Genomic DNA, 22,945 nt, shown 5'->3' on the forward strand with positions numbered 1-22,945 from the left:
ACGCGCCGCTAACCCAGCCTACGCCTGCGGACGTCCGTGCTAGACTCGCGCGCTTCCGATTTGAGGTGAATTCTGTCGTGCCCCATGCCGCCCTCGCCCATCCGCCGCACTGGCTGACTGCCAGCCAACTGCACCCGGCCCCGGCTGCCGGGGTGCGCGAATGGCTGTTCAATCAAGAGTCGCTGACCCGCAGACTGACGGCCTTGTCCGCTGACGGCTTTAGCGTCAGCCCGTTGGTCGAGGGCTGGCAGCGCTTGCGCAGCGACGAATGCAGCGCCCTCAAGGTCGCGGCCGGCAGTCAGGGCTGGGTGCGTGAAGTGTATTTGCGCGGCCATGGCCAACCCTGGGTGTTCGCCCGCAGCGTGGCGGCGCGCAGCGTTCTGCAGGGCTCCGGCCTGGCCCTGGATCAGCTGGGCAGCCGCTCGCTCGGCGAACTGCTGTTCAGCGACCGCGCGTTCGACCGCAGCACCCTGCAGGCCTGCCGATTCCCGGCGGCCTGGCTGCCCACCGAAGTGCGTGCAGAACGCCTGTGGGCACGTCGCTCCTGCTTCAGCCGCGGCGCCCTCGGGGTGCTGGTGGTCGAAGTGTTTCTGCCCGAGTTCTGGCCGGCAGCCGGGATCGAGGCCTAGGGCCGCTCTTTCTGTATCGATCCACCCTTCGCGCCCAGCGCCCGTATAATCCGCCGCACCCCGCCCGGAGAAGCGCTCGATGTACACCCGCCTGCTCAAATCGCTGAATCGCCTGCATCCCCGCACCTGGGACTTCATCCAGCTGATGCGCCTGGAAAAGCCCATCGGCATCTACCTGCTGCTCTGGCCGACGCTATGGGCCCTGTGGGTCGCAGCCGAAGGTGTGCCGAGCGCGAAAAACCTGTTTATCTTCATCGTCGGAGTGATCCTGATGCGCGCCGCCGGCTGCGTGATCAACGACTACGCCGACCGCAACTTCGACGGCCACGTCAAACGCACCCAGGCGCGGCCCTTGGCCAGCGGCAAGGTGACGCCGCGCGAGGCGCTGATCCTGTTCGCCGTGCTGCTGGCGCTGGCCTTTATCCTGGTGCTGCTGACCAACGCCGCGACCATCTGGCTGTCTTTTGGCGGCCTGGCCCTGGCCGCCTGCTACCCCTTCATGAAGCGCTATACCTTCTATCCCCAGGTGGTGCTCGGCGCGGCGTTTTCCTGGGGCATGCCGATGGCCTTCACCGCCGAAACCGGCAGCCTGCCGCCGGAGGCCTGGCTGCTGTTCATCGCCAACCTGCTGTGGACGGTGGCCTATGACACCTACTACGCCATGGCCGACCGCGAGGACGACCTGAAAATCGGGGTGAAATCCACCGCCATCCTGTTCGGCGAGGCCGACCGCCTGATCATCGCCATCCTTCAGGGCCTGACCCTGCTGTGCCTGCTGCTGGCCGGCAGTCGCTTCGAGCTGGGCCTGCCCTTCCATCTCGGCTTGGTAGTGGCGGCCGCCTGCTTCGCCTGGGAATACCACAAGACCCGCAACCGCAAGCCGATGGCCTGTTTCAACGCCTTCCTGCACAACCACTGGGCGGGGTTGGCGATTTTCCTCGGCATCGTGCTGGATTACGCGCTGCGGGCACAGCCGAGCGTTTTGCCCTGAGGCAGGGCCGGGCTACTATCCAGGCTCCCCCGCCCAGTTATGCGAGACAAGGCCGCCGATGTCACTCAATCCCCCTGCCATCGAGGCCCGCACAACCTCATTGCCCATCCCGTGTAAGGCACGCCGCTGCCCCTGCCTGTCACATGGCTGCAATAATTCCGTTATCTAATGCCACGCATGACAGTAGAACGACTTGAGGCTGGATCCATGGTTGGCAAGAACATTCTGATCGTCGATGACGAAGCACCGATCCGCGAAATGATCGCGGTGGCCCTGGAAATGGCCGGTTACGAGTGCCTGGAAGCGGAGAATAGCCAGCAGGCCCATGCCATCATCGTCGACCGCAAGCCCGACCTGATCCTGCTCGACTGGATGCTCCCCGGCACCAGCGGCATCGAACTGGCACGCCGGCTCAAGCGTGACGAGCTGACCTGCGACATCCCGATCATCATGCTCACCGCCAAGGGCGAAGAAGACAACAAGATCCAGGGCCTGGAGGTCGGCGCCGACGACTACATCACCAAGCCGTTCTCGCCGCGCGAACTGGTCGCCCGCCTCAAGGCCGTGCTGCGTCGCGCCGGCCCCAGCGACAGCGAGGGACCGATCGAAGTCGGCGGCCTGCTGCTCGACCCCGTCAGCCACCGGGTGACCATCGATGGCACGCCGGCCGAGATGGGCCCGACCGAATACCGCCTGCTGCAGTTCTTCATGACCCATCAGGAACGTGCCTATACCCGCGGCCAGTTGCTCGACCAGGTCTGGGGCGGCAACGTCTACGTCGAGGAACGCACCGTCGATGTGCACATCCGCCGCCTGCGCAAGGCGCTCGGCGAAGCTTACGAAAACCTGGTGCAGACCGTGCGCGGCACCGGCTATCGTTTCTCCAGCAAGAGCTAGCGCTATTCCCGGCCGATGATGGCGCGGGTTAGGATTGCCGGCTTGCCTCTGCGGCTCAATGGATCGATTGGCGGATGACTCCCAAGTGAAGCAAAACTGGCGTGGCACTGTGGTGCGCAGTCTGCTGTTGTTAATCGGCGCCAGCCTGCTGCTCGGCCTGCTCACCGGCGAGTATGCCTGGGCGCTGGCCACCGGCCTGGCCATCTACCTGGGCTGGACCCTGAACCAATTGCTGCGCCTGCACAAATGGCTGAAAGAACACCAGCCGGACGAGCCACCACCGGATGGCTATGGCCTGTGGGGCGAGGTGTTCGACAGCATCTACCACCTGCAACGACGCAACGAGAAAGCCCGCGGCCGCCTGCAGGCGGTGATCGATCGGGTGCAGGAATCCACCGCCGCGCTGAATGACGCAGTGATCATGCTCGACAGCAACGGCAATCTGGAATGGTGGAACCGCGCCGCGGAAACCCTGCTTGGCCTGAAAACCCCGCAGGACAGTGGTCAAACGATCACCAACCTGCTGCGCGACCCGCGCTTCGTCGAATACTTCGAGCGCGGCAGCTACCTCGAACCGCTGGAGTTGCCTTCGCCGCTCAACAACCGTCGGCGCCTGCAGTTCCATATCACCCACTACGGCAATCGCGAGCACTTGATGCTGGTGCGTGACGTCACCCGCTTGTTTCAGCTCGAACAGATGCGCAAGGACTTCGTCGCCAACGTCTCCCACGAGTTGCGCACGCCGCTGACGGTGATCAGCGGTTACCTGGAAACCCTGCTGGACAACGTCGAAGACGTCAACCCGCGCTGGCTGCGCGCGCTGCAGCAGATGCAGCAGCAGGGCGGGCGCATGCAGAGCCTGCTCAATGACCTGCTGTTGCTGGCCAAGCTGGAAGCCACCGACTACCCCTCGGACAACCAGCCGGTGGCGGTCGACCTGCTGCTGTTGAGCATCAAGAGCGACGCCCAGGCGCTGTCCGGTGAAAGCATGCACCACATCAGCCTGGAGGCCGACCCGCATTTGCGTCTCAAGGGCAGCGAGGCGGAACTGCGCAGTGCCTTCTCCAACCTGGTGTTCAATGCGGTCAAGTACACCCCCGCGGAAGGCGAGATTCACATCCGCTGGTGGGGCGACGAGCAGGGCGCGCACCTCGCGGTGCGAGACAGCGGCCTGGGCATCGAGGCCAAGCACCTGCCACGCCTGACCGAACGCTTCTACCGGGTCGACTCCAGCCGCGCGAGCAACACCGGCGGTACCGGCCTGGGCCTGGCCATCGTCAAGCATGTGCTGCTGCGCCACCGCGCCCGCCTGCAGATCGTCAGCAGCCTGGGCAAGGGCAGCACCTTCACCTGCCACTTCCCCAGCACTCAAGTGGTGCGGCGCGACAGCTAAGCCGCCGCGGTCGATGCGCAGGCTTGCAAAGCCGCTTGCTTGGCCCCACCCTCTAGCGGTCATTGGCCTACCGAAACCTTTATGGACCCCTCCACGAGTCTCACCGTCACTACCTTTTTCGCCGATTTCGGCCTCGTTCTCTTCGCCCTGTTGCTGGTGCTGCTCAACGGCTTTTTCGTCGCCGCCGAGTTTGCCATCGTCAGGCTGCGTGCCACCAAGGTCGAGGCCCTGGCCAACCAGAACGGCTGGCGCGGACATATCCTGCGCACTGTGCACAACCAGATGGATGCCTACCTGTCGGCCTGCCAACTGGGCATCACCCTGGCCTCGCTGGCCCTCGGCTGGGTCGGCGAGCCGGCCTTCGCCGAACTGCTCACCCCGCTACTCGGCGCCATTGGCATCGAGTCGGCCAAGCTGGTGCACGGCATTGCCTTCTTCACCGCCTTCTCGATCATTTCCTACCTGCATATCGTGGTGGGCGAGCTGGCACCGAAGTCCTGGGCGATTCGCCAGCCCGAACTGCTGTCGTTGTGGACGGCCGCGCCGCTGTATCTGTTCTACTGGGCCATGTACCCGGCGATCTTCCTGCTCAATGCCAGCGCCAACGCCATCCTGCGCATTGCCGGCCAGGGCGAACCGGGGCCGCATCACGAGCACCATTACAGCCGCGACGAACTCAAGCTGATCCTGCACTCCAGCCGCGCCAGCAACCCCAGCGACCAGGACATGCGCGTGCTGGCCTCGGCGGTGGAACTCGGTGAACTGGAAGTGGTGGACTGGGCCAACTCCCGTGAAGACTTGATCTACCTTGAGCTCAACGCCCCGCTGGACGAGGTGTTCAGCGTGTTTCGCCGGCACAAGTACAGCCGCTACCCGATCTTCGACGAAGCCGCCGGCGAGTTCGTCGGCGTGCTGCACATCAAGGATCTGCTGCTGCACCTCTCCCTGCTGGAGATGCTGCCCTCGGCGCTGAAACTGGCCGAGTTGATGCACCCGATCGAACGGGTTGGCCGGCATATGCCGCTGTCCAACCTGCTCGAACAGTTCCGTCAGGGTGGCTCGCACTTCGCCCTGGTCGAAGAAGCAGACGGCAAGGTCATCGGCTACCTGACCATGGAAGACGTGCTCGAAGCCCTGGTCGGCGATATTCAGGACGAACACCACAAGACCGAGCGCGGCATTCTCGCCTATCAGCCGGGCAAGTTGCTGGTGCGCGGCGACACGCCGCTGTTCAAGGTCGAACGCCTGCTGGGGGTCAACCTCGACCATATCGAAGCGGAAACCCTGGCCGGGCTGATCTACGAAACCCTCAAGCGCATGCCCGAGGAAGAGGAAGTGCTGGAAGTGGAGGGGCTGCGCATCATCGTCAAGAAGATGAAGGGACCGAAGATTGTCCTGGCCAAGGTCCTCAGGCTGCAGTGAGCGGCTCAAGCGCTCACTGGCCGTGGACCACGCCGCCAGCTCAGCAGGCTGTGACCGAGCAGCGCGAGGAGAATGATGCTGCCGCCCAGCAGTACCTGGCCACCCGGGGCCTCGTCGAGCAGCCACCAGACCCATAATGGCCCGAGCACCACTTCCAGCAGCAGCAACAAGCCCACATCGGTGGCGCTGATCCAGCGCGGCCCGAGCTGAATCAGCATGAACGCCAGCGGTAGCAACACTCCGGCCATCAGCGCCAGTACCAGCCACTGCTGTGCGGCAAGAGTCGGGGTGCCGCCGAAGACGAACCCCAGCAGCGACACCAACAGGGCGCCGGGAATCAACGCCGGACTCATGTCCACCGCCGGTTGGCTGCGCGCCAGGGTGAAATTAACGGCCAGCAATGTGGCGGCCGCCAGCGCCAGCAGACTGCCGGTCAGGCTGCTATCCGGTGACTCATCGGCGACGATCAACAGGACGCCCCCGAGGCAGACCAGTATCGCCAGCAGAGTGCGCAGGGCCAGGCGCTCGCCCAGCCAAAACCAGGCCAAGGCGGCAGCGATCAATGGCGACAGGCTGAAGATCAACAGGGTACTGGCCGCCCCGGCCAGGCCTATGGCGTGGACGAAACACAGCGTACTGAAACAGTAGCTCAGCGCGCAGCCGACGCCGGTCCAGCCGCAACGGCAAAATGCTCCGGGTAGCGCGCCGCGATAGCGCCAGGTCAGCAGCAGGCCCAGGCCGATCGCCATCAGCAGACCGCGCCATGCCAGGATCTGCAGGGCATCGCCGGACAGCCAGCGTAGCACCAGGGCATCCGGTGAAATCACCAGCATGCCCAGGGCGGTCAGGAGCAAGCCCTTCTGTCTGTCCTGCACTTTTTCTTCCTTGTATGACTGCCCAACGGTAGCCGCGAAGGGTATCGCTGCGCTCAACCCATACCGCTAGCAGCCTGCCAGGCGACTATCGCTGAGCAGGCTGCCGAAGTCCGCCGGCCGGTGCACGCAACCGGCCAGTTGCAGGGCATGCCAGAACATCGCCTGGTTACTGGAGATCACCGGCAGACCCAGGCTGCGCTCCAGCTCGGCGAGCATACCCAGGGTGCGCAGGTTGGTGCAGGCGAGAAACAACGCGTCGACCCGCTGACCGATCAGCAGCTCGCGCGCCGCCTGCTCAATCGCCGCCTCGGGAATTCGCGGGATCTCGGCATCCTCCAGCACGGCGAAGGTACCGAAGGCCACCACCTCGTGGCCAGCCTGCTCCAGCCCCTGGCAGAGCGGGTAGTTGACCTCGCCGATGTAGGGTGTGAGCACTGCGATGCGTCGGGCGTCGAGACCGCGCAAAGCAGCCTTGACCGCACTCCAGGGATTAGTCACCGGGACGCCCGGGTGCGACTGGCTGATCAGCCGGGTTACCTCCTGCTCACCGATCAACATGCTGCCGGAGGTGCAGCCGAATGCCAGCACGTCCAGCGGCAAGCCCGGCACCAGCTGCGCGCTGGACTGAGCGAGTCCCTGTGCCAGAGCGCGCAGCCCCTCGGGGGTGACTTTAGGGCTGCAGGGGGTGCGGGTGCTGTACAGCTCAATGCGCTCGCCGAGTAACTGGCGCCATTCGTTTTCCAGAGTAAAGTCGCTGGCCAGTTGCACCAGGCCGATGCGCACATGGCTGTCATCCGCGGCGCGCTGATGCTCGTAGATGCGTTGCCATTTCTGAAAACCGGCGAAGGACAGTGACATCTCAAGCCCCCTCGAGCAGGTGCGCAGCGTAGTTGGCGATCGCGGTGTCCTGCACCCCGGTTCCGGTCAGGTCGCACACCGTGATCTGCTCGGCCGCAGTGCGCGCCTGGCAGCCTTCGGCGATCAGACTGCCCAGCTCGAATACCTCGCGCTCAAGCGCCGGGGCGTGATGCAGTTCGCCGAGGGTCTGAGACTGACTGAGGCGATCGACCACCACTATGTCAGCGTTGGCCAGGATGGCCGGCTCCAGTTCGTTCTTGTGCGGATTGTCCGAGCCCATAGCGGTGACATGCACCCCCCTGGGCAGGTCGCTCCAGCGCAGCACAGGTTCGCGCGCCGGGGTAGTGGTGATGACGATATCGGCCTGGGCGCAGGCACTGGCGGCGCTGGCGTGCACGGTCACCGGCAGGCCGTGATAGGCACGCATATGGGTGGCATAGGCCTCGGCCTTTGCGCGGTCGCGGGCGTGTACATGCACCTCGCGGATGTCGCGTACCAGGCGCAGGGCAGCGACCTGCAGCTCAGCCTGCAGGCCTGCACCGATCACCGCGACGCTGCGTGCATCGGTGCGCGACAGGTGCTTGGCGGCGATGGCGCCGGCCAGCGCGGTGCGGATGTCGGTCAGGTAGCCCTCGTCGAACAGCACCGCCTCGACCAGCCCGGTCTTGGCCGAGAACAGCAGCATCAAACCGTTGAGGCTGGGCAGACCGAGCGCGGGGTTATCGAAGAAGCCGGGACTGATCTTGATCGCGAAGCACGGCCAGCCGCGAATATGCGCGGTCTTCACGTCGACCTCGCCGTTGCTTTCGACGATATTCATGCTGAGGATCGGTGGCATCTCGACCTCGCCACGACCGAGGGCGGCAAAACCAGCTTCGACCGCCTCCAGGGCGGCCTGATCCAGTTTCACCCGCTTGGCAATCTGCTGGCGGTTATAGATCTGCATAGGGGCGCTCTCCGGCCAGGCGGCAGGCCTCGGCAAAGGTTTTATTCGACAGGTTCTGGCCACTGACCACCAAGGCCACCCGCCGTCCAGACAGGTCGAGCCGGTACTGCTCGACGGCGGCGACACCAACGGCAGCGGCGCCTTCGACCAACATCTTTTCCTCATGCAGGAAGTGCAACATGGCGCGGGCGATCTGCGTCTCGTCGACCTTGTAGCCGCGGTCCATGTAGCGCTGGGTCATGGCGAAGGTCCAGGCGTTGTCCAGGCCAATGCCGCCGCCCAGGCTGTCAGCAAGCGACGCCACCTCGGGCACCTGCACCGGATGGCCGGCGGCCAGGCTCTCGAGCATCGCCGCGCCCTGGTTCATGCTCACCCCGATCACCTCGGCCCGCGGGTTGATGGCCTTGACCGCCAAGCCGACGCCGGCAATCAGGCCACCACCGGACAGGCCGGCGAACACCAGGTCGGTGTCGGGCTGCTCCTCCATGATCTCCAGGCCGCAGGTGCCCTGGCCGGCGATCACCAGCGGGTCGTCGAAGGGCGAGACATAGGCCAGGCCCTGCTCGTCGCGCAAACGGCGCGCCTCGACGTCGGCCTCGTCCTGGGCTTCACCATGGATCACCAGCTCGGCACCGCTCTGGCGCAGGGCCTCGACCTTGTTCTCCGGCACCAGACGCGAAATGCACACCGTAACCGGGATGCTCAGGTGCCGTCCGGCATAGGCCAGTGCGCGACCGAAGTTGCCGGTGGACATGGTCACCACGCCACGCGCGCGTTGCGCGGTGTCCAGGCCTAGCAGTGCATTGGTCGCACCGCGCAGCTTGAAGGCGCCGGTCGGCTGCAGGTTGTCCAGCTTCAGCCAGACCTCGCAGTTCCAGCGTTGCGACAACGACTCGGAGCGCACCAGCGGGGTGCGCAGGACTAACCCGGCAATGCGCTGGCGCGCCAGGTAGATGTCATGCAGGGTTAGTTCGTGGTGCATACAAATCCCCAACAGTCAGTGAAACCAACAAGCCGGAGACCTTGCCGCCCCCGGTTCTGACTAGCGGCAAGCCTTACTTGGCCTGCCAGGCGCCGCTGCTGATCAGCTTGTCGGTGACCTTGTTCACCGCGCGTTCGGCGCGGCCGACAATGTCATCCACATCATCACGGGTGACCACCAACGGCGGCGCGAAGCCAAGGATGTCGCCGTGCGGCATTGCGCGTGCGATCAGGCCTTCCTCCATACAGGCGGCAGAGATCATCGGGCCAACCTTGAGGCTGGGGTCGAAGTGCTGGCGCTTGCTACGGTCGCTGGAGAATTCCAGGGCCGCCAGCAAGCCGATACCGCGAACCTCGCCGACCAGCGGATGCTCGGCGAAAGTGGCCTGCATGCGCTGCTGCAGGTAGGCGCCGGTATCCCGAGCGTTGCCAGTAAGGTTCTCGCGGTCGATGATGTTCAGGTTGGCGATGGCCGCGGCGATGCCAATGGGGTGACCCGAGTAGGTATAGCCATGGCCGATGGCGCCGAACTGGTCGGTGCCCTGCTCCAGCACCTGCCACACGCGCTCGCCGACGATGACCCCGGACAACGGTTGGTAGGCCGAGGTCAGGCCCTTGGCCACGGTAATCAGGTCTGGCTTCATTTCGTAGTACTGCGAGCCGAAGTCCACACCCAGACGACCGAAACCGCAGACTACTTCGTCGGCAATCAAGAGGATGTCGTACTTGTCCAGCACCTTGCGGATCTCCGCCCAGTAGCCCTGTGGCGGCGGCACGATGCCGCCGGTGCCGAGTACCGGCTCGCCGATCATCGCCGCGACAGTGTCCGGGCCTTCGGCGAGGATCATTTCCTCGAGTTTTTGCGCGCAATAACGGGAGAAATCCAACTCGCTCATGGCGTCGTCGGGGCGGCGATAGTAGACCGGCGCGACGGTGTGCTTAATGCGTTCCAGGGGCAGGTCGAAGTGGGCATGAAACACCGGCAGGCCGGTCATGGAACCGGAGGCGATGCTCGAACCGTGGTAGCCGCGGTCGCGGGAGATGACCTTCTTCTTCTCCTTGCGGCCGAGGATGTTGTTGTAGTACCAGACCAGCTTGAGCTGGGTCTCGTTGGCGTCCGAGCCGGACATGCCGTAGTAGACCTTGCTCATGCCCTGACCGGCGAGCGTTACGATGCGCTCGGATAGCGTGGCCAGGCCTTCGGTCGTGTGGCCGACATAGGTGTGGTAGTAGGCCAGTTGCTTGGCCTGCTCGTAGATTGCCTCGGCCATCTCGGTGCGGCCGTAGCCGATGTTCACGCAATACAGGCCGGCGAAGCCATCGATGAACTCGTTGCCCAGCGAATCCTGGATGCGGATGCCCTTGGCACCGGTGACGATCCGCGCCGGGCTCTCGCCGTGGGCGTGCTGTTTGAGGTGGGTGGAGGCGTGAAACACGTTCTGGCGGTCGATCTCGATGATCTTCTGGGTGTCGATAGTCATGGCATTGCCCTCATGTAATTCGTGAATGGTGTTGGCGCGGATCTCAACTGATGACCGCACGAGCGCAGTAGCTTTCAACTGCCGCTGGCACTGGGTAGGCCACCCAGGCAGTAATATTTGATCTGGCTGTACTCATCGAGACCGTGGCGCGAGCCTTCACGACCGAGACCCGATTGCTTAACGCCGCCGAAGGGCACGGCGGGGCCAGTCATCTTCACCGAGTTGACGCTGACCATGCCGAACTCCAGGCCACGCAGCAGTTGCCAGACCTGGCGCATGTCGTAGCCAAAGACATAGGCGGCCAGGCCATACTCCGTGTCGTTGGCCTGGTCGATCAGCTGTTCCAGGTTGTCCCAGGCCAGCACACCGGCCACCGGGGCGAAGTTCTCCTCGCGATAGACGCGCATCTCGGGCGTCACGTCGGCCAGCAGGGTCGGGATGAAGAAGTTGTGGCCGGGAGCCAGACTTTGATCGCCGACCAACAGTCGTGCCCCCTTGGCCACAGCGTCGTCCACCAGTTCCTGGGCCTTGGCCACCGCCTTGGCGTTGATCAGCGGGCCCTGATTGACCCCGCGGACCAAGCCATTGCCAACAGTCAGTTCGCCCATGCGCCGGGCGAACGCGGCGAGAAAGGGCTCGTACAGCGAGCGATGGACGAAGATGCGGTTGGCTGCCAGGCAGTCCTGGCCGGTGGTCTGGAACTTGGCGTCAATCGCCGCCTGGGCGGCCTGCTCCACGTCCATGTCCGGCAGGACGATGAAGGGCGCGTTGCCGCCCAGCTCCATGGAGCACTTCTTCACCGTGGCCGCGGCCTGCTGCAGCAGCAGACGGCCGACCCGGGTCGAGCCGGTGAAGGACAGCGCCTTGACCTTGTCGCTGGCGCAGAGCACCTGGGAAACCATCTGTGGTTCGCCGGTGATGACGTTGAATACCCCGGCGGGGAAGCCGGCGCGCTCAGCCAGCTCGGCCAGTGCCAGGGCAGAGAACGGCGTCTCGCCGGCTGGCTTGACCAATACGCTGCAACCCACGGCCAGCGCCGCGGCGGCCTTGCGGGTGATCATCGCGCAGGGAAAGTTCCATGGCGTGATCAGGGCCACCACGCCGATCGGCTCACGCACGCTGCCCAGCTGTGCATTGCGGATATGACTGGGGATGGTCTCGCCGTAGGCACGCCGCGCCTCCTCGGCAAACCAGCGAATAAAGGAGGCGGCGTAGTCGATCTCACCACGCGACTCGTCGAGAGGCTTGCCCTGCTCCAGGGTCATCAGCCGGGCCAGGTCTTCCTTATTGTCCACCAGCAGATCGTGCCACTTGTTGAGGATCACACCGCGGGCATCCACCGACAGCGCGCGCCAGGCCGGGAAGGCGGCTTGCGCAGCTTCGATGGCTTGCTCGACCTGACTGGCGTCGAGCTGGGCGCAACGGCCGATGGTGTCATCGCTAGCCGGATTGAAAACGGCTTCATCGCGCCCCTCGTGGCCGGCGACCCATTTGCCGTTGACGTAGGCCAACTGGCGGACCAGGCGTGGATCTTTAAGCATATGCATGGACAGCGTCCCCTCTTCAGGTCTGGTCGCTGCGAGTTCGCGGCCAGAGCGTGGTGCGTGTTTACAGCGTCCACTTTAGGGCTTGTCGGACGACGGCTTTTTCTCTTCAGGGGGTGACTGGGCTGTGTTTTTTTTCTTTTCCGGTGGCTTACCGAGGTTTTTTTCTGCACCTGGGCGCGGCAAATACCAACGGCCACCACCAGGATTAGAGAGAGCCTCAGTTACTCTTCTTCACCCTCGAGCAATAGCGCAGGCTCGCTGTGTTTGATGGTCTTGGTGACGATGTAGGTGAAGTAGCGCTCGATGCCCAAGTCAGCCATCAGCCAGCGGTCGATCAGGCGCTGGTACTGGTCGATGTCACGCGCCATGACCTTGACGATGTAGTCGATACCGCCGCCGGTGGCGTAGCACTCGGTTACTTCGGGGCAGTCTTGCATGGCACTTTCGAAGCGCTGGAAGGCTTCGCGGCTATGCTGCTTGAGGCTGATTTCGACCATCACAGCGGCACGCTTGAACAGCATCTCGGTGTTCAAAATGGCGCCATAGCCGCGGATGATGCCAGCGTCTTCGAGGCGCTTGACCCGTTCCCAGCAGGGGCTGATAGACAGGCTGATGGCTTCGGCCAGGCTGGATTTGGTGATCCGCCCGTTACTCTGCAGGATGCGCAGAATCTTCAGGTCGTAACTGTCCAGACGCATAAACCGCTCCACGGCGAAAAAAGGCTATGTCGTGGGTTGGTCGGCAGGCTTGGCGCTGCGCCCAGTCCTTCCTGCGTGTGCACGGCACATCCTGCAGGAGCAGCCACCGCGCACCGCATATCCGAAACATAGCTAAAATACACCGGCGAGCTGACCCGCCGGCACAGGGCTTACTGCTGTTTCAACGCAGCAACTTCCTGTTCTTCCAGCACGGCAATTTCCTGCTCCAGCGCCTTGAGCACGGTACCCGCTTCGGGACCGGCCAGGTCCACCAGTTTGTCGCGCATCGGCTGACTGGCCTTGCGGAAGGCCGCTTGCTCTTCCTCATTCAGGTGCACCAACTGGATACTTGGCTTGGCCTGCTTGATCTTCTCCAGGCGCTCGTTGTTGTACTTCGCCTGGGTCTCGAAGATATAAGGCGCCAACTCACCCACGGTCTCGTCGATGATCGTGCGTTGCTTGGCTGGCAGGCCCTGATACCAGGACTCACTGGACAGTACGGCGACGGTGAACTGCTGATGACCCGACCAGGTCATGACATCGTTGACCTCATAGAACTTCATTTCCTCAATAGCGAAGACCGGGTTTTCCTGGCCGTCGATCATCTTCAACTGCAGGGCGCCATATACCTCGGAATAGGGCAACGGCGTCGGCACTGCACCGAACGACTTGTAGGTCTCGACCAACATCGGCGAGGCCATCACACGCATCTTCACGTTGTCGAAATCGGCCGGCTTGCGCACCACCTTGTTGGTGGTCCAGACCATAGCGCCTTCTGGGTACATGCTCAGCAGGCGTAGGTTGCGAGTCTTCAGCTTGTCGGCGATGGGGCCATAAATGGTCGGGCTTTCGGTGAGCAGCTTGAGGTTGACCTGGTTGTTCTGGGACAGCAGATAGGGCACCGAGAACACCTGCATGCCTGGGGCAGTCGAACCGAGAATGCCGGTCGAGCCGTGAGTGAACTGCAGGACGCCGTTGGCTACCAGTTCGGTGAGATCCTCCGACTCGCCCAAGGCACCGTAGGGATAGACGGTGACGCTGATGTCACCTCCGCTCTTCTCTTCCACCAGCTGCTTGAACTTTTGCGCATAGGCGTCCTGGACGCTGCCACTGATTTCCTCCAGCGCGAACTTCCACTCTTCTGCAGCGGCCGCAAGGCCCGCCTGACTAATCAGGGTCAGGCCTATCGCTGCAGCCAGGCCCGCTTTCTTCAGTTTGCTTAGTGTGCTCATGATGAGGTCTCCGCTTGCTGTTATTGTCATGGAATTACGACCGAGCTAGCCGGCCTTCAACCTTCGACGATGTCGGCGATCACCGCCAGGGTGTCGCCGATGTCCACCAGTGCGGGAAAACGCCGGGCTACCAGCAGCCCATCCCGTTCTGCGCGATACTCCACGGCCGGCGTGCCGGTGCGCTCGAAAGCATGCACCCGCGCCACCAAATCGCCGTGCTGCAGTCGGTCGCCCAGGCTGCGTGTGAGTTCAAGAATGCCGCGATGGGTGCTCTGCACGTAGCAGCTGGCATCCGGCATATCCAATTGCATCAGCGGCTCTTGTTCCAGCTCCGGCTCACCATCGAGGATCCCGGCGAATTTGAGGAAGTTGCGCACGCCACGATCGGCCAGGGCCATGGTCTGTGGCGTACTGGTGCCGCCACCACCCAATTCGGTAGTGACGAACACCTTGCCCTGGGCCTCCACCGCGGTGTCATAAAGCGAGGCGGCGTCCAGTTCGAAGAGGAGCATGCTGGCGGCGGTACCGAACAGCCGCGCACCTTCGATGCATTTGGCTTCCTGCTGCGGGTCGGGCAGCCGATGGGCAGCGGCGAACGGCAGGATGTCCAGGGTCTTGCCGCCGGAATGAATGTCCAGGGCGTAGTCGCACAACGGGATCAGGTAGCGCTGAAAGTAATCGGCTATGCGTTCGGTCATGCTGCCATTGGGGCTGCCGGGGAACGAGCGATTCATGTTGCCCTTGTCGATCGGTGAGGTTCGGCTGCCGCTCTGCACCGCTGGGTAGTTCATCGCCGGAACGATGATCACCCGGCCACGCACATCTTCGGCACACAACTCATTGGCCAGTTTGAGCAGGCTGGTGATGCCCTCATATTCATCGCCGTGGTTGCCGCCGGTGAGCAGCGCGGTAGGACCTGCGCCGTTCTTCACCACACTGACGGGGATCATGATGCAGCCCCAGGCCGACTGATCGTGGGAATACGGCAACTTGAGAAAGCCGTGCTGCACACCGTCACGGTCGAAATCGACAGTGGTGCTAACAGTGGTTGCGCGAACCTCGGCTACGCTCGAACGCGGGCTCGCCTGCAGTTCCGCTTCAGGTGAAATATTCATGGTTGCGCTACTCATCTCAGGCCTTAACAAACAACTGTCGCGGGAAGTCGCAGAGGGTTTCCGCCCCGCCCTCGGTGATCAGGATGCTTTCGGTGGTCTCCAGACCCCAGTCGTCCAGCCACAGGCCCGGCATGAAGTGGAAGGTCATGCCCGGCAGCAACACTGTAGTGTCGCTCTCGCGCAGGCTCATGGTGCGCTCGCCCCAATCCGGCGGATAACTCAGCCCGATGGGGTAGCCGCAGCGGTTATCACCGCGGTCATAACCATAGCGGCGCAGGGTGCTATTCAGCTCTCGGGCGATGTCGCCACAGGTATTGCCGGGCTTGGCCACGGCCAGACCGGCTTCGAGACCGGCATTGATTGCCTCCTCGGCCTTGCGAAAAGCCGCCGACGGCTCACCCAGATAAAGGGTGCGTGAAAGCGGGCAGTGGTAGCGCTTGTGGCAGCCGGCGATCTCGAAGAAGGTGCCCTCACCCTTCTTGAAGGGCCGGTCGTCCCACGTCAGGTGCGGCGCCGAGGCATCCTTGCCGGACGGCAGCATGGGCACGATGGCCGGGTAGTCGCCGAACTTGCCCTCATGGCCGATACAGGCCACCCGGTAGATCTCGCCCACCAGCACGTTCTTGGGCAGACCCGGCTCGACCATCTCGATAATCGCTCGGTGCATGTTTTCGACGATCCGCGCGGCAACCCGCATGTACTCGATTTCCCGAGGCGACTTGAGCGCCCGGCACCAGTTGACCAGGCCGGTGGCATCCACCAACTGCGCCTGCGGCAGACCGCGCAGCAATGCCTGGTGCGACGTGGCGCTGTAGTAGTAGTTATCCATCTCCACACCGATCACCCCGCCGATCAGCCCACGCGCGGGCAGCACTTCCTGGCACAGGTAGTCGAGGGCGTGATGCGGCGGGTTCATTACATAGCGGTCACTGTAGGAGGCGATATTCTCCTCGGCCAGATAAACGGTGCGCCGCGCGCCATTGGCATCAATACCCCGGCCGAACCACAGCGGCTCGCCCTCTTGGCCGACCACCACGCATTGCGGGGTATAGAAGGACCAGCCGTCATAGCCGGTGAGCCAAGCCATGTTGGAAGGATCATGCACGATCAGGGTTGCGACCCCACGCTCGGCCATGGCGACACGCACCTTGGCCAGGCGCTGGGCGTACTCTGCACGGCTGAAATTCAGCGCAATTTCACTCATGAAAGTATCTCGAAAATGAACGCCGAGACGTTCCGGCTTATGACTGCCCCGCGGCCATCGACCCCTGGAGCGGTGTTCATCCAGCCTGCGACCGGAGCAATTGCTGGTGACACGCTCTGGCGGGCGGCACAACGAACAGCAAGACGGGGAAGCGCAGGCCGACCAGTGCGGTGATACCGAGGTGACGACAATTGCTCCATGAGCCTCCCGAGTTGCTGGGTTCCGGCATGCGACCCTAGTGACCGCCATGCTGATAATTGTACTGACACCTGTTAAAGTAACCGAATCAAGTACAGGTCAATCTCTGTTGAAGCCCATACTATTATCATTACAATCATCGTCAAGAGATTTATTGTCCCATGACAATTGACCTGAAACCCTTTATACGTTCCGGCCAGCCCAAGTACCTGGCCATCGGCAACGCCCTGAACGAGGCGATCAACGCCGGCGCACTGCAGCCGGGCAGCAAGCTACCGACCCACCGCGAACTGGCCGAAACCCTTGGGGTCAGCGTGCAGACGGTAAGCAATGCCTATGCCCATGCCGAAAAACAGGGCGCCATCTATGCCCAAGTCGGCAGTGGCACCTTCGTGCGTAGCCGCCAGGTCAGCCACGAGTCGGACTACCTGTCCACCGACGAACATGAAGACCCCAGCCGCGGCATCGACCTGTCCACCGCTCACCCGGTATGCACGGCACGCCACGTCAAGCTGTACCGCGCAGGGCTTGAGCGCCTGGCCCGGGAAGGCCGCGATGACTTCATCACGTCCTTCAACCCGACTCAGGGCCTGACCCAGCACCGCGAAGTGGTCTGCGCCTGGCTGGCACAACAGAAAATGCCGGCCAACCCCGACCACATGCTGTTCTGCAACGGAGCTGCCCATGCCCTGACTATCGCCATGGCCACGGTGCTCAAACCCGGCGATACGGTGCTCTGCGAGCAGGAGACGTGCATGCTGCTACTGGCCCTGGCGCAGACCCTGCATTTCAATCTCAAGGGCCTGGCCACAGACGACCAGGGCTTGCTGCCCGAGGCGCTGGACGCGGCCTGCCGCCAGGGCGGTGCCAAGGTGCTGTTCTGCACCCCGACCATGAACAACCCGACCAGCGACACCATGGGCCTCGAACGGCGCCAGGCAATCGCCGAGCTGGCCAGACGCCATGACCTGACCGTGGTCGAAGATGATGTCTATGGCGCACTGCAGCCAGATCGCGCACCGCCGCTGTCGGCGCTGATTCCCGAGCGCAGCTTCTACGCCACCAGCCTGACCAAGGTGACCCTGCCCGGCATGCGCGCCGGTTACCTGGTTACCCCGCCACACCTGGTGCAACAGGCTATCGGCCGACTGCGCAGCACCACCTGGATGGCCACCCTGATGCCCTTCGAGATCGCCAGCTGGTGGATGCAGGACGGTACCCTGGAGCGCATGATCGCCTTTCAGCAGCAGGAGTTTGCGACACGCCAGCTAATGGCTCGCGAGCTGCTGACCGGCTGTAGTTACAAGGCCCACCCCAACGGCATGCATATCTGGGCCGAACTACCCGGGCACTGGCAGCCGGAAAAGTTCGTTCGCCGCGCACGCCAGGAAGGGGTAATGATCTTCCCGGCCGAGCCTTTCCTGCCCCACGCCGATCGCAGCAACCAGCACATACGCATCAGCCTGGGCGCCGAACAGAGCCGCTCGCGCCTGCACAGCGGCTTGGCCACACTCAATAGCCTGATCGACGAGACACCGGCGCCGATGCATTTCGTGTTCTAAATCAGGGCAAAAAGCAGTTCATTCGCACAAAAACAAAGCGCGTGTACTGATTCAAATAATTAATTGACATGATTTTTTGCCAGGGATATGGTCTAGCCTCCACAACAATAAAAGTCCTTGTTGCCATGGCAACAGACTGGAGGCGGCAATGACTTGGTTGCGTAGGTTGGACTGGTTACTGGAGAGGTTCGAGGCATTCATCCTCGCCAGCTCGATCCTGCTGATGGCGCTCAACTCAGTCAGCAACGTATTCGGCCGCTACCTGTTTAACCAGAGTCTGTACTTCTCCGAAGAACTCAATCAGTTCCTGATCATCTTCGTCACCTTCATCGGCTGCAGCTACGCCGCACGGCATAACCGCCACATCAGCATGAGCGCCTTCGCCGAACAACTGACTGGCAAGCCGGCCGCCGCCAGCATGCTGCTTATCAACCTACTCACAGCCGCCCTCCTACTCTGGCTAACCTGGGCGGCAATCGGGTACGTGCAATCGGCCGCGAACATCGGCCGCGCCTCCTCGGCGCTGCAGGTACCGCTGCACTATATCTACCTGCTGATTCCCTTGGGGCTGGGCATGAGCGGCCTGCAATACCTGCGTCATGCCTTCACCCAGCTGCTGGTATTGCTCGGCTACCGCGAGGCACCGCCACGGCATATCGACGCCCCCCTCCCGCCACAAGCCTGAGTCCGCGCCTCATGGATATGACCACCACTCTCCTGATCATCATGCTGGTTCTGCTACTGGCAGGGTTTCCCATGATGACCACTTTGCTGGCCGCCGCCGCTGCCGGGTTCCTGTTCTTTTTTCAGATGGGTCCGGAGTTCATCATCCAGCAGATGATTGCCGGTATCCGCCCCTCCGCTCTGGTGGCGGTGCCGATGTTCATCCTCGCCGCCGACATCATCACCCGCGGGGCCACCGCAAACCGGCTGCTGGATGTGGCCATGGCCTTCGTCGGTCATATACGCGGAGGCATGGCAGTGACCACCGCGCTGAGCTGTGCGATGTTCGGCGCCTTGTCCGGCTCGACCCAGGCGACGGTGGTCGGGGTGGGCAGCATCATGCGGCCAAAAATGCTGCAACAGGGTTACAAGGACAGCTTCGCCATGGCGCTGATCATCAACGCCTCGGATATTGCCCTGCTGATCCCTCCGAGCATCGGCATGATCATCTATGGCGTAGTCTCGGGTACCTCGGTGGCAGAACTGTTCATCGCCGGCATAGGTCCCGGCCTGCTGCTGATGACACTACTGGCTGGCTACTGCTACATCTATGCGCGGATGAAGGGTATCCCCCTTGGCGATAAATTCAGCTGGAGCGAGCGCCTGCGCACCTGTCGTCGCGCCATCCTGCCACTGCTGCTACCGGTGATGACGATTGGCGGCATTTACACCGGGGTGTTCAGCCCCACCGAAGCCGCCGCGGTGTCAGTGCTCTATGCTCTGATCCTGGAAATGCTGATCTTTCGCCGGGTCAAGCTCAGTGACCTGTCCAACATTGCGCTCTCGACCGGCATGATCACCGCAGTGGTGTTCATCCTGGTGGCGGCCGGCTCGGCATTTTCCTGGGTTATCTCCTTCGCCCAGATCCCGCAGCAGATCCTCAGCGGGATAGGCCTGCTGCAAGCCTCACCGACCGAACTGCTGATCATAATTTCGATCGCCTTCTTCATCGGCTGCATGTTCGTCGACCCCATCGTAGTGATGCTGATCCTGGTGCCGATCTTTGCCCCAGCGGTGCGCCTGTCCGGCCTTGACCCGGTGCTGGTGGGCACTATCGTTACCCTGCAAGCTGCCATCGGCTCGGCCACGCCCCCCTTCGGCTGCGACATTTTCACAGCCATCGCGGTGTTCCGCCGACCCTATATTGATGTAATCCGTGGCAGCTTTCCGTTTTTCCTGATCCTGCTGCTGATGTCGGTGCTGCTGATCATGTTCCCACCGATCACCCTGTTCCTGCGTGATCTGGCCTTCCGCTAGCCAATAGTCACTGAGCTTGCAGTGCACCTCCGAGCAGGGAGAACCTGGAAAAGCACCGCCTGAGCCAACGAGGCGCAAGCAGAGCCCTTGCCAGGGCCAATCAAGGTTTGTCGGGCTGCGCGGCCTATCTGGATGGCTAACGCTTCGCTCAATACTCGCCAACTACCCTTGTCAGCGCGAGGGTCGTAGAGGAAACGGCTTGGTTCTTCGCGCGTATGGCTTGCCGCTTGAAGCGGCTCTCAATCACCACCGACGGCGAAATTCGGCAGGCTGTTGACCGGCTGGAGGAAATCGAAGGGGATGGATTCCAAGGCCAGGCCGACGTTGCGCTGCACCACGAAGTGCAGGTGCGGACCGGTGCTGTTACCAGTATTGCCGGAACGTGCGAGCATGCTGCCAACTTGCACACGATGCCCTTCCTGAACCTGTACCGAGCCCTTCATCAGGTGCAGGTAGACGCCCATGGTGCCATCGTCGTGCAGGATGCGCACATAGTTGCCGGAGGGGTTGTTGCCGCGCCCGCTCTGCTGGTTCTCGGTCTTGACCACCACACCGCCGCGCGCCGCGATAATCGGCGTGCCTTCGGGCATGGCAATGTCCAGGGCGTAGCGGCCTTTTGCGGTGAAGTGACTGTACTTACCGTTGGCGCCCTGGCTCAGGCGGAAGGGGCCGCCACGCCAGGGTAGCGGGTAGTTCTTCTGCGTCGGCAGCAGGCGTGGGTCGCCCAGGGCGTAACGCAGTTTCGGCGTGTAGCGCAGCGGCTTGCTGGCATCGCGCGCAGTCAGTGTGGCGAGGCGGATCTTGCTGCGTGGCGGCAACACCCAGGAAATGGGTTTGGTCGGGGCGCCGATGGCGTTGTCGATCTGTTCCAGCTTCAGTTCGATCTGCACCGGCGCATACAGGTCGTTGCGCACCAGCAGGGTGTCGCCGGCCGCATGCTTCTGGGTTTCCAGCTTCACCTGGTTGTCCAGGCGCTCGACCATGCGGTCGCGGAAAACGAACACCTGGGCACCCGCCGTCGCTTTATCGGTATAGGTCACCACACCGTTGGCATCGGTGTACTTGTAGATGGTCAGGGCTGCGGCCTGGCTGGCAACGAGCAGCAGGACGCAGAACAGGGTCGGTCGAAAGGGCATGGGCTCACGGGCGGTTTTGGGCTTTCCAAGATCCTGAAGACTAGCAGCGCGACTGCATGCATGCGAGGGCCGGGGCTGTGGAATGTGATCTCGCGCATCCACATCGCCCTGAGCCCGTACGACTTTTTGACGCGACGCCTGAGCAGGCTAGTCTCAAAAGACGGGCCGACATCGAACGAGCCACCAGGCAACACGAGCGTGCCTTGACTGCCATGAGGGTTATGACCATGCGAACCTCTATGTTTAACGCCCTGCTGATCGACAAACCGCTACGAGAGATTTTCTGGTTCTACGGGGTGATTCCCAGCAATATTCTCTGGGCCGTAACGCTCGCGGTGTATTTCAGCGGCGCCGCACTGGCGACGGTCATACTCATGTTTGCCGTGCTACTGGGCTATACCGCCTGGATAATCGGCGAAATCTGGCGTTGCAGTGACAACGTGAATAATCCAACCCACGGTGAAATCGCCCGCGTCCTGACCGCCGCCTGGGCGATCAATACGCTGCTGCTGACTGGGTTCCTGCTGATGCAGCGCCTGGGGTGAGTAGCCCTGGAGCGCGGGTGGAAAACGCTCGCATACTGCGGCCTCCCGCATGAAGTGATGGCTTAAGCTGCGACCCCATTAGCTCGAGCAAGCCGCGATCCGTAGGGTGTCACTCGCCGCAGGCAGTGCACCGTGGTTCATCGGCGCGGCGAGAATCCGGCGGGCTGTCGCTTCGCTCCGAGCGGATCGCCGCCCGGGCCGCCCTACGCTCCGAACGGATCGCCGTCCGAACCGACCTGGATGCGTTGCCCCATGACCTGAGTCGCGGATCAAGCGCCGGGGACGAAGTGCTTCTGCGTCGTCCCGCGAGCGATCAGGCGCGACAGGTAGTCGAGTTTCTGTGGGTCGCGGTCGACGAACTTGAACGTCAGCAGCAGCCATTCACTGTCCGGCTTGGGTTCCAGCGCCGCCACCGCGTGCAGGTAGCCGTTTAGCCGCGCCACCTCGCCCCCTTCGCCCTGCTCCAGATCGAGCACCGCGCTCTCGAGCACTTGCGGCAACAGTTCGGCGCGCTTGACCACCAGTTGAGCATCTTTGAGGCTGAGCGCCTTGATCACACAGTTCATGGTGCCGCCAGGCAGGCGCAATTGCCCCTGACCACGTCCGCCAGGGGCCTGCCCCGCCGATTTGGCCGAAGCGGCTGGCGCTGCGGCAGCCTCCTGGCGCGCCAATAAGGCCTCTGCCGGAGCGGTGGCCGCTGGCTTGCTCACCTGGGCCTGACCGCCGCCGGTCAGCGCCGCCAGGGAGTCATTGGCGAAGCCACCACTGCTGAGCATTTTCGGCGGCGCACTGGCCGCCAGGGCTTGCAGCTTGCCGGCACGGCTCAGGGCCTTCTTGACCTTGGTCACTAACTGCTCGTTGGAGAAGGGCTTGCCAATGAAGTCGGAAACACCGGCCTGGATCGCCTGGATCACGTTGTCCTTGTCGCCACGGCTGGTGACCATGATGAAAGGCACGGTCTTCAGGGTGTCCTGCTCACGGCACCAGCTGAGCAACTCGAGCCCGGACATCTCGGGCATTTCCCAATCGCAGAGAATCAGGTCGATGCTTTGTCGGCCGAGCAGTTGCTGGGCTTTGCGCCCGTTGACCGCTTCGACAATCTGCACGCCGGGAAAGTGGTCGCGCAGGCCCTTTTTCACCAGGTCACGGATAAAGGTTGCATCGTCCACTACCAGTACGCTGACTTTGCTCATCGGCCACTCCCGTTCGAATGGCTCCCAGCATAAACGCGGCGAATGACCAAAGGCTAACCCTA

21 protein-coding genes are annotated in these 22,945 nt (G+C 62.9%); 9 read left to right on the plus strand and 12 right to left on the minus strand.

All coding sequences use genetic code 11. From position 1 onward, the window contains the following. The first annotated feature begins 77 nt into the window (after nucleotides 1-77). The 5 genes from LJY18_RS05340 to LJY18_RS05360 all read left to right on the plus strand — a co-directional run bounded on the left by LJY18_RS05340 (nucleotide 78) and on the right by LJY18_RS05360 (nucleotide 5,332). The gene (locus LJY18_RS05340; RefSeq protein WP_238040740.1) at nucleotides 78-629 is read left to right on the plus strand and encodes a chorismate--pyruvate lyase family protein; all 552 of its coding nucleotides are present in this window, start codon (nucleotides 78-80) and stop codon (nucleotides 627-629) included. A 79-nt stretch (nucleotides 630-708) separates the two neighbouring features. After that, the gene (ubiA, locus tag LJY18_RS05345; protein ID WP_238040741.1) at nucleotides 709-1,620 is read left to right on the plus strand and encodes a 4-hydroxybenzoate octaprenyltransferase; all 912 of its coding nucleotides are present in this window, start codon (nucleotides 709-711) and stop codon (nucleotides 1,618-1,620) included. 207 nt (nucleotides 1,621-1,827) lie between these two features. Then, nucleotides 1,828-2,517, plus strand: coding sequence for a phosphate regulon transcriptional regulator PhoB (gene phoB, locus LJY18_RS05350; RefSeq protein ID WP_238040742.1), 690 nt, complete (start codon nucleotides 1,828-1,830; stop codon nucleotides 2,515-2,517). A gap of 58 nt (nucleotides 2,518-2,575) precedes the next feature. Next, nucleotides 2,576-3,910: a phosphate regulon sensor histidine kinase PhoR gene (gene phoR, locus LJY18_RS05355; protein ID WP_238040743.1), complete on the plus strand. Its 1,335-nt coding sequence runs from the start codon at nucleotides 2,576-2,578 to the stop codon at nucleotides 3,908-3,910. An 81-nt stretch (nucleotides 3,911-3,991) separates the two neighbouring features. After that, on the plus strand, nucleotides 3,992-5,332 hold the full coding sequence (locus LJY18_RS05360) for a hemolysin family protein (protein ID WP_238040744.1): 1,341 nt from the start codon (nucleotides 3,992-3,994) through the stop codon (nucleotides 5,330-5,332). 5 nt (nucleotides 5,333-5,337) lie between these two features. Here LJY18_RS05360 and LJY18_RS05365 read toward each other — a convergent pair whose 3' ends face one another. The 10 genes from LJY18_RS05365 to doeA form a co-directional block, all read right to left on the minus strand. Then, nucleotides 5,338-6,207 carry a DMT family transporter gene (locus LJY18_RS05365; protein ID WP_238040745.1) on the minus strand — a complete coding sequence of 290 codons (870 nt, stop codon included), beginning with the start codon at nucleotides 6,205-6,207 and terminating at the stop codon, nucleotides 5,338-5,340. Between the two features lie 66 nt (nucleotides 6,208-6,273). Then, nucleotides 6,274-7,065, minus strand: a complete 792-nt coding sequence (locus LJY18_RS05370; RefSeq protein WP_238040746.1) for a maleate cis-trans isomerase family protein — start codon at nucleotides 7,063-7,065, stop codon at nucleotides 6,274-6,276. A gap of 1 nt (nucleotide 7,066) precedes the next feature. Continuing rightward, nucleotides 7,067-8,011: a cyclodeaminase gene (locus tag LJY18_RS05375; protein WP_238040747.1), complete on the minus strand. Its 945-nt coding sequence runs from the start codon at nucleotides 8,009-8,011 to the stop codon at nucleotides 7,067-7,069. After that, nucleotides 7,998-8,993: a hydroxyectoine utilization dehydratase EutB gene (gene eutB, locus LJY18_RS05380; protein ID WP_238040748.1), complete on the minus strand. Its 996-nt coding sequence runs from the start codon at nucleotides 8,991-8,993 to the stop codon at nucleotides 7,998-8,000. Before eutB ends, LJY18_RS05375 begins: the two co-directional genes overlap by 14 nt. A 73-nt stretch (nucleotides 8,994-9,066) precedes the next feature. After that, entirely contained in the window at nucleotides 9,067-10,473 is a 1,407-nt protein-coding gene (locus LJY18_RS05385; protein ID WP_238040749.1) for an aspartate aminotransferase family protein, read from the minus strand. A 74-nt stretch (nucleotides 10,474-10,547) separates the two neighbouring features. After that, nucleotides 10,548-12,020: an NAD-dependent succinate-semialdehyde dehydrogenase gene (locus tag LJY18_RS05390; protein WP_238040750.1), complete on the minus strand. Its 1,473-nt coding sequence runs from the start codon at nucleotides 12,018-12,020 to the stop codon at nucleotides 10,548-10,550. Nucleotides 12,021-12,241: 221 nt separating this feature from the next. After that, the gene (locus LJY18_RS05395) at nucleotides 12,242-12,718 is read right to left on the minus strand and encodes an Lrp/AsnC family transcriptional regulator (protein ID WP_238040751.1); all 477 of its coding nucleotides are present in this window, start codon (nucleotides 12,716-12,718) and stop codon (nucleotides 12,242-12,244) included. A 170-nt stretch (nucleotides 12,719-12,888) separates the two neighbouring features. Next, on the minus strand, nucleotides 12,889-13,950 hold the full coding sequence (locus LJY18_RS05400) for a TRAP transporter substrate-binding protein (RefSeq protein WP_238040752.1): 1,062 nt from the start codon (nucleotides 13,948-13,950) through the stop codon (nucleotides 12,889-12,891). A gap of 56 nt (nucleotides 13,951-14,006) precedes the next feature. Further along, nucleotides 14,007-15,065: a N(2)-acetyl-L-2,4-diaminobutanoate deacetylase DoeB gene (gene doeB, locus LJY18_RS05405; protein WP_238040753.1), complete on the minus strand. Its 1,059-nt coding sequence runs from the start codon at nucleotides 15,063-15,065 to the stop codon at nucleotides 14,007-14,009. A 16-nt stretch (nucleotides 15,066-15,081) separates the two neighbouring features. Continuing rightward, nucleotides 15,082-16,269: an ectoine hydrolase DoeA gene (doeA, locus tag LJY18_RS05410; protein WP_238040754.1), complete on the minus strand. Its 1,188-nt coding sequence runs from the start codon at nucleotides 16,267-16,269 to the stop codon at nucleotides 15,082-15,084. Between the two features lie 359 nt (nucleotides 16,270-16,628). On the opposite strand from doeA, the gene ehuR reads away from it, so the two are divergent. The 3 genes from ehuR to LJY18_RS05425 all read left to right on the plus strand — a co-directional run bounded on the left by ehuR (nucleotide 16,629) and on the right by LJY18_RS05425 (nucleotide 20,009). Then, nucleotides 16,629-18,029: a MocR-like ectoine utilization transcription factor EhuR gene (gene ehuR, locus LJY18_RS05415; protein ID WP_238040755.1), complete on the plus strand. Its 1,401-nt coding sequence runs from the start codon at nucleotides 16,629-16,631 to the stop codon at nucleotides 18,027-18,029. Nucleotides 18,030-18,177: 148 nt separating this feature from the next. Next, the gene (locus LJY18_RS05420) at nucleotides 18,178-18,714 is read left to right on the plus strand and encodes a TRAP transporter small permease (RefSeq protein ID WP_238040756.1); all 537 of its coding nucleotides are present in this window, start codon (nucleotides 18,178-18,180) and stop codon (nucleotides 18,712-18,714) included. 17 nt (nucleotides 18,715-18,731) lie between these two features. Further along, nucleotides 18,732-20,009: a TRAP transporter large permease gene (locus LJY18_RS05425; protein ID WP_238040757.1), complete on the plus strand. Its 1,278-nt coding sequence runs from the start codon at nucleotides 18,732-18,734 to the stop codon at nucleotides 20,007-20,009. Between the two features lie 239 nt (nucleotides 20,010-20,248). Here LJY18_RS05425 and LJY18_RS05430 read toward each other — a convergent pair whose 3' ends face one another. Next, nucleotides 20,249-21,145: a peptidoglycan DD-metalloendopeptidase family protein gene (locus LJY18_RS05430; RefSeq protein WP_238040758.1), complete on the minus strand. Its 897-nt coding sequence runs from the start codon at nucleotides 21,143-21,145 to the stop codon at nucleotides 20,249-20,251. 239 nt (nucleotides 21,146-21,384) lie between these two features. Between LJY18_RS05430 and LJY18_RS05435 the strand changes: the two genes are divergently transcribed. After that, complete coding sequence (locus LJY18_RS05435) at nucleotides 21,385-21,690, plus strand: hypothetical protein (protein WP_238040759.1); 306 nt, start codon at nucleotides 21,385-21,387, stop codon at nucleotides 21,688-21,690. A 269-nt stretch (nucleotides 21,691-21,959) separates the two neighbouring features. Here the strand turns inward: LJY18_RS05435 and LJY18_RS05440 are convergent, their stop codons facing one another. Next, complete coding sequence (locus LJY18_RS05440; protein WP_238040760.1) at nucleotides 21,960-22,883, minus strand: response regulator; 924 nt, start codon at nucleotides 22,881-22,883, stop codon at nucleotides 21,960-21,962. Nucleotides 22,884-22,945: the final 62 nt, after the last annotated feature.

The organism is Pseudomonas sp. MMS21 TM103, from assembly GCF_022132145.1.
In the GTDB taxonomy this organism is placed as follows: domain Bacteria; phylum Pseudomonadota; class Gammaproteobacteria; order Pseudomonadales; family Pseudomonadaceae; genus Aquipseudomonas.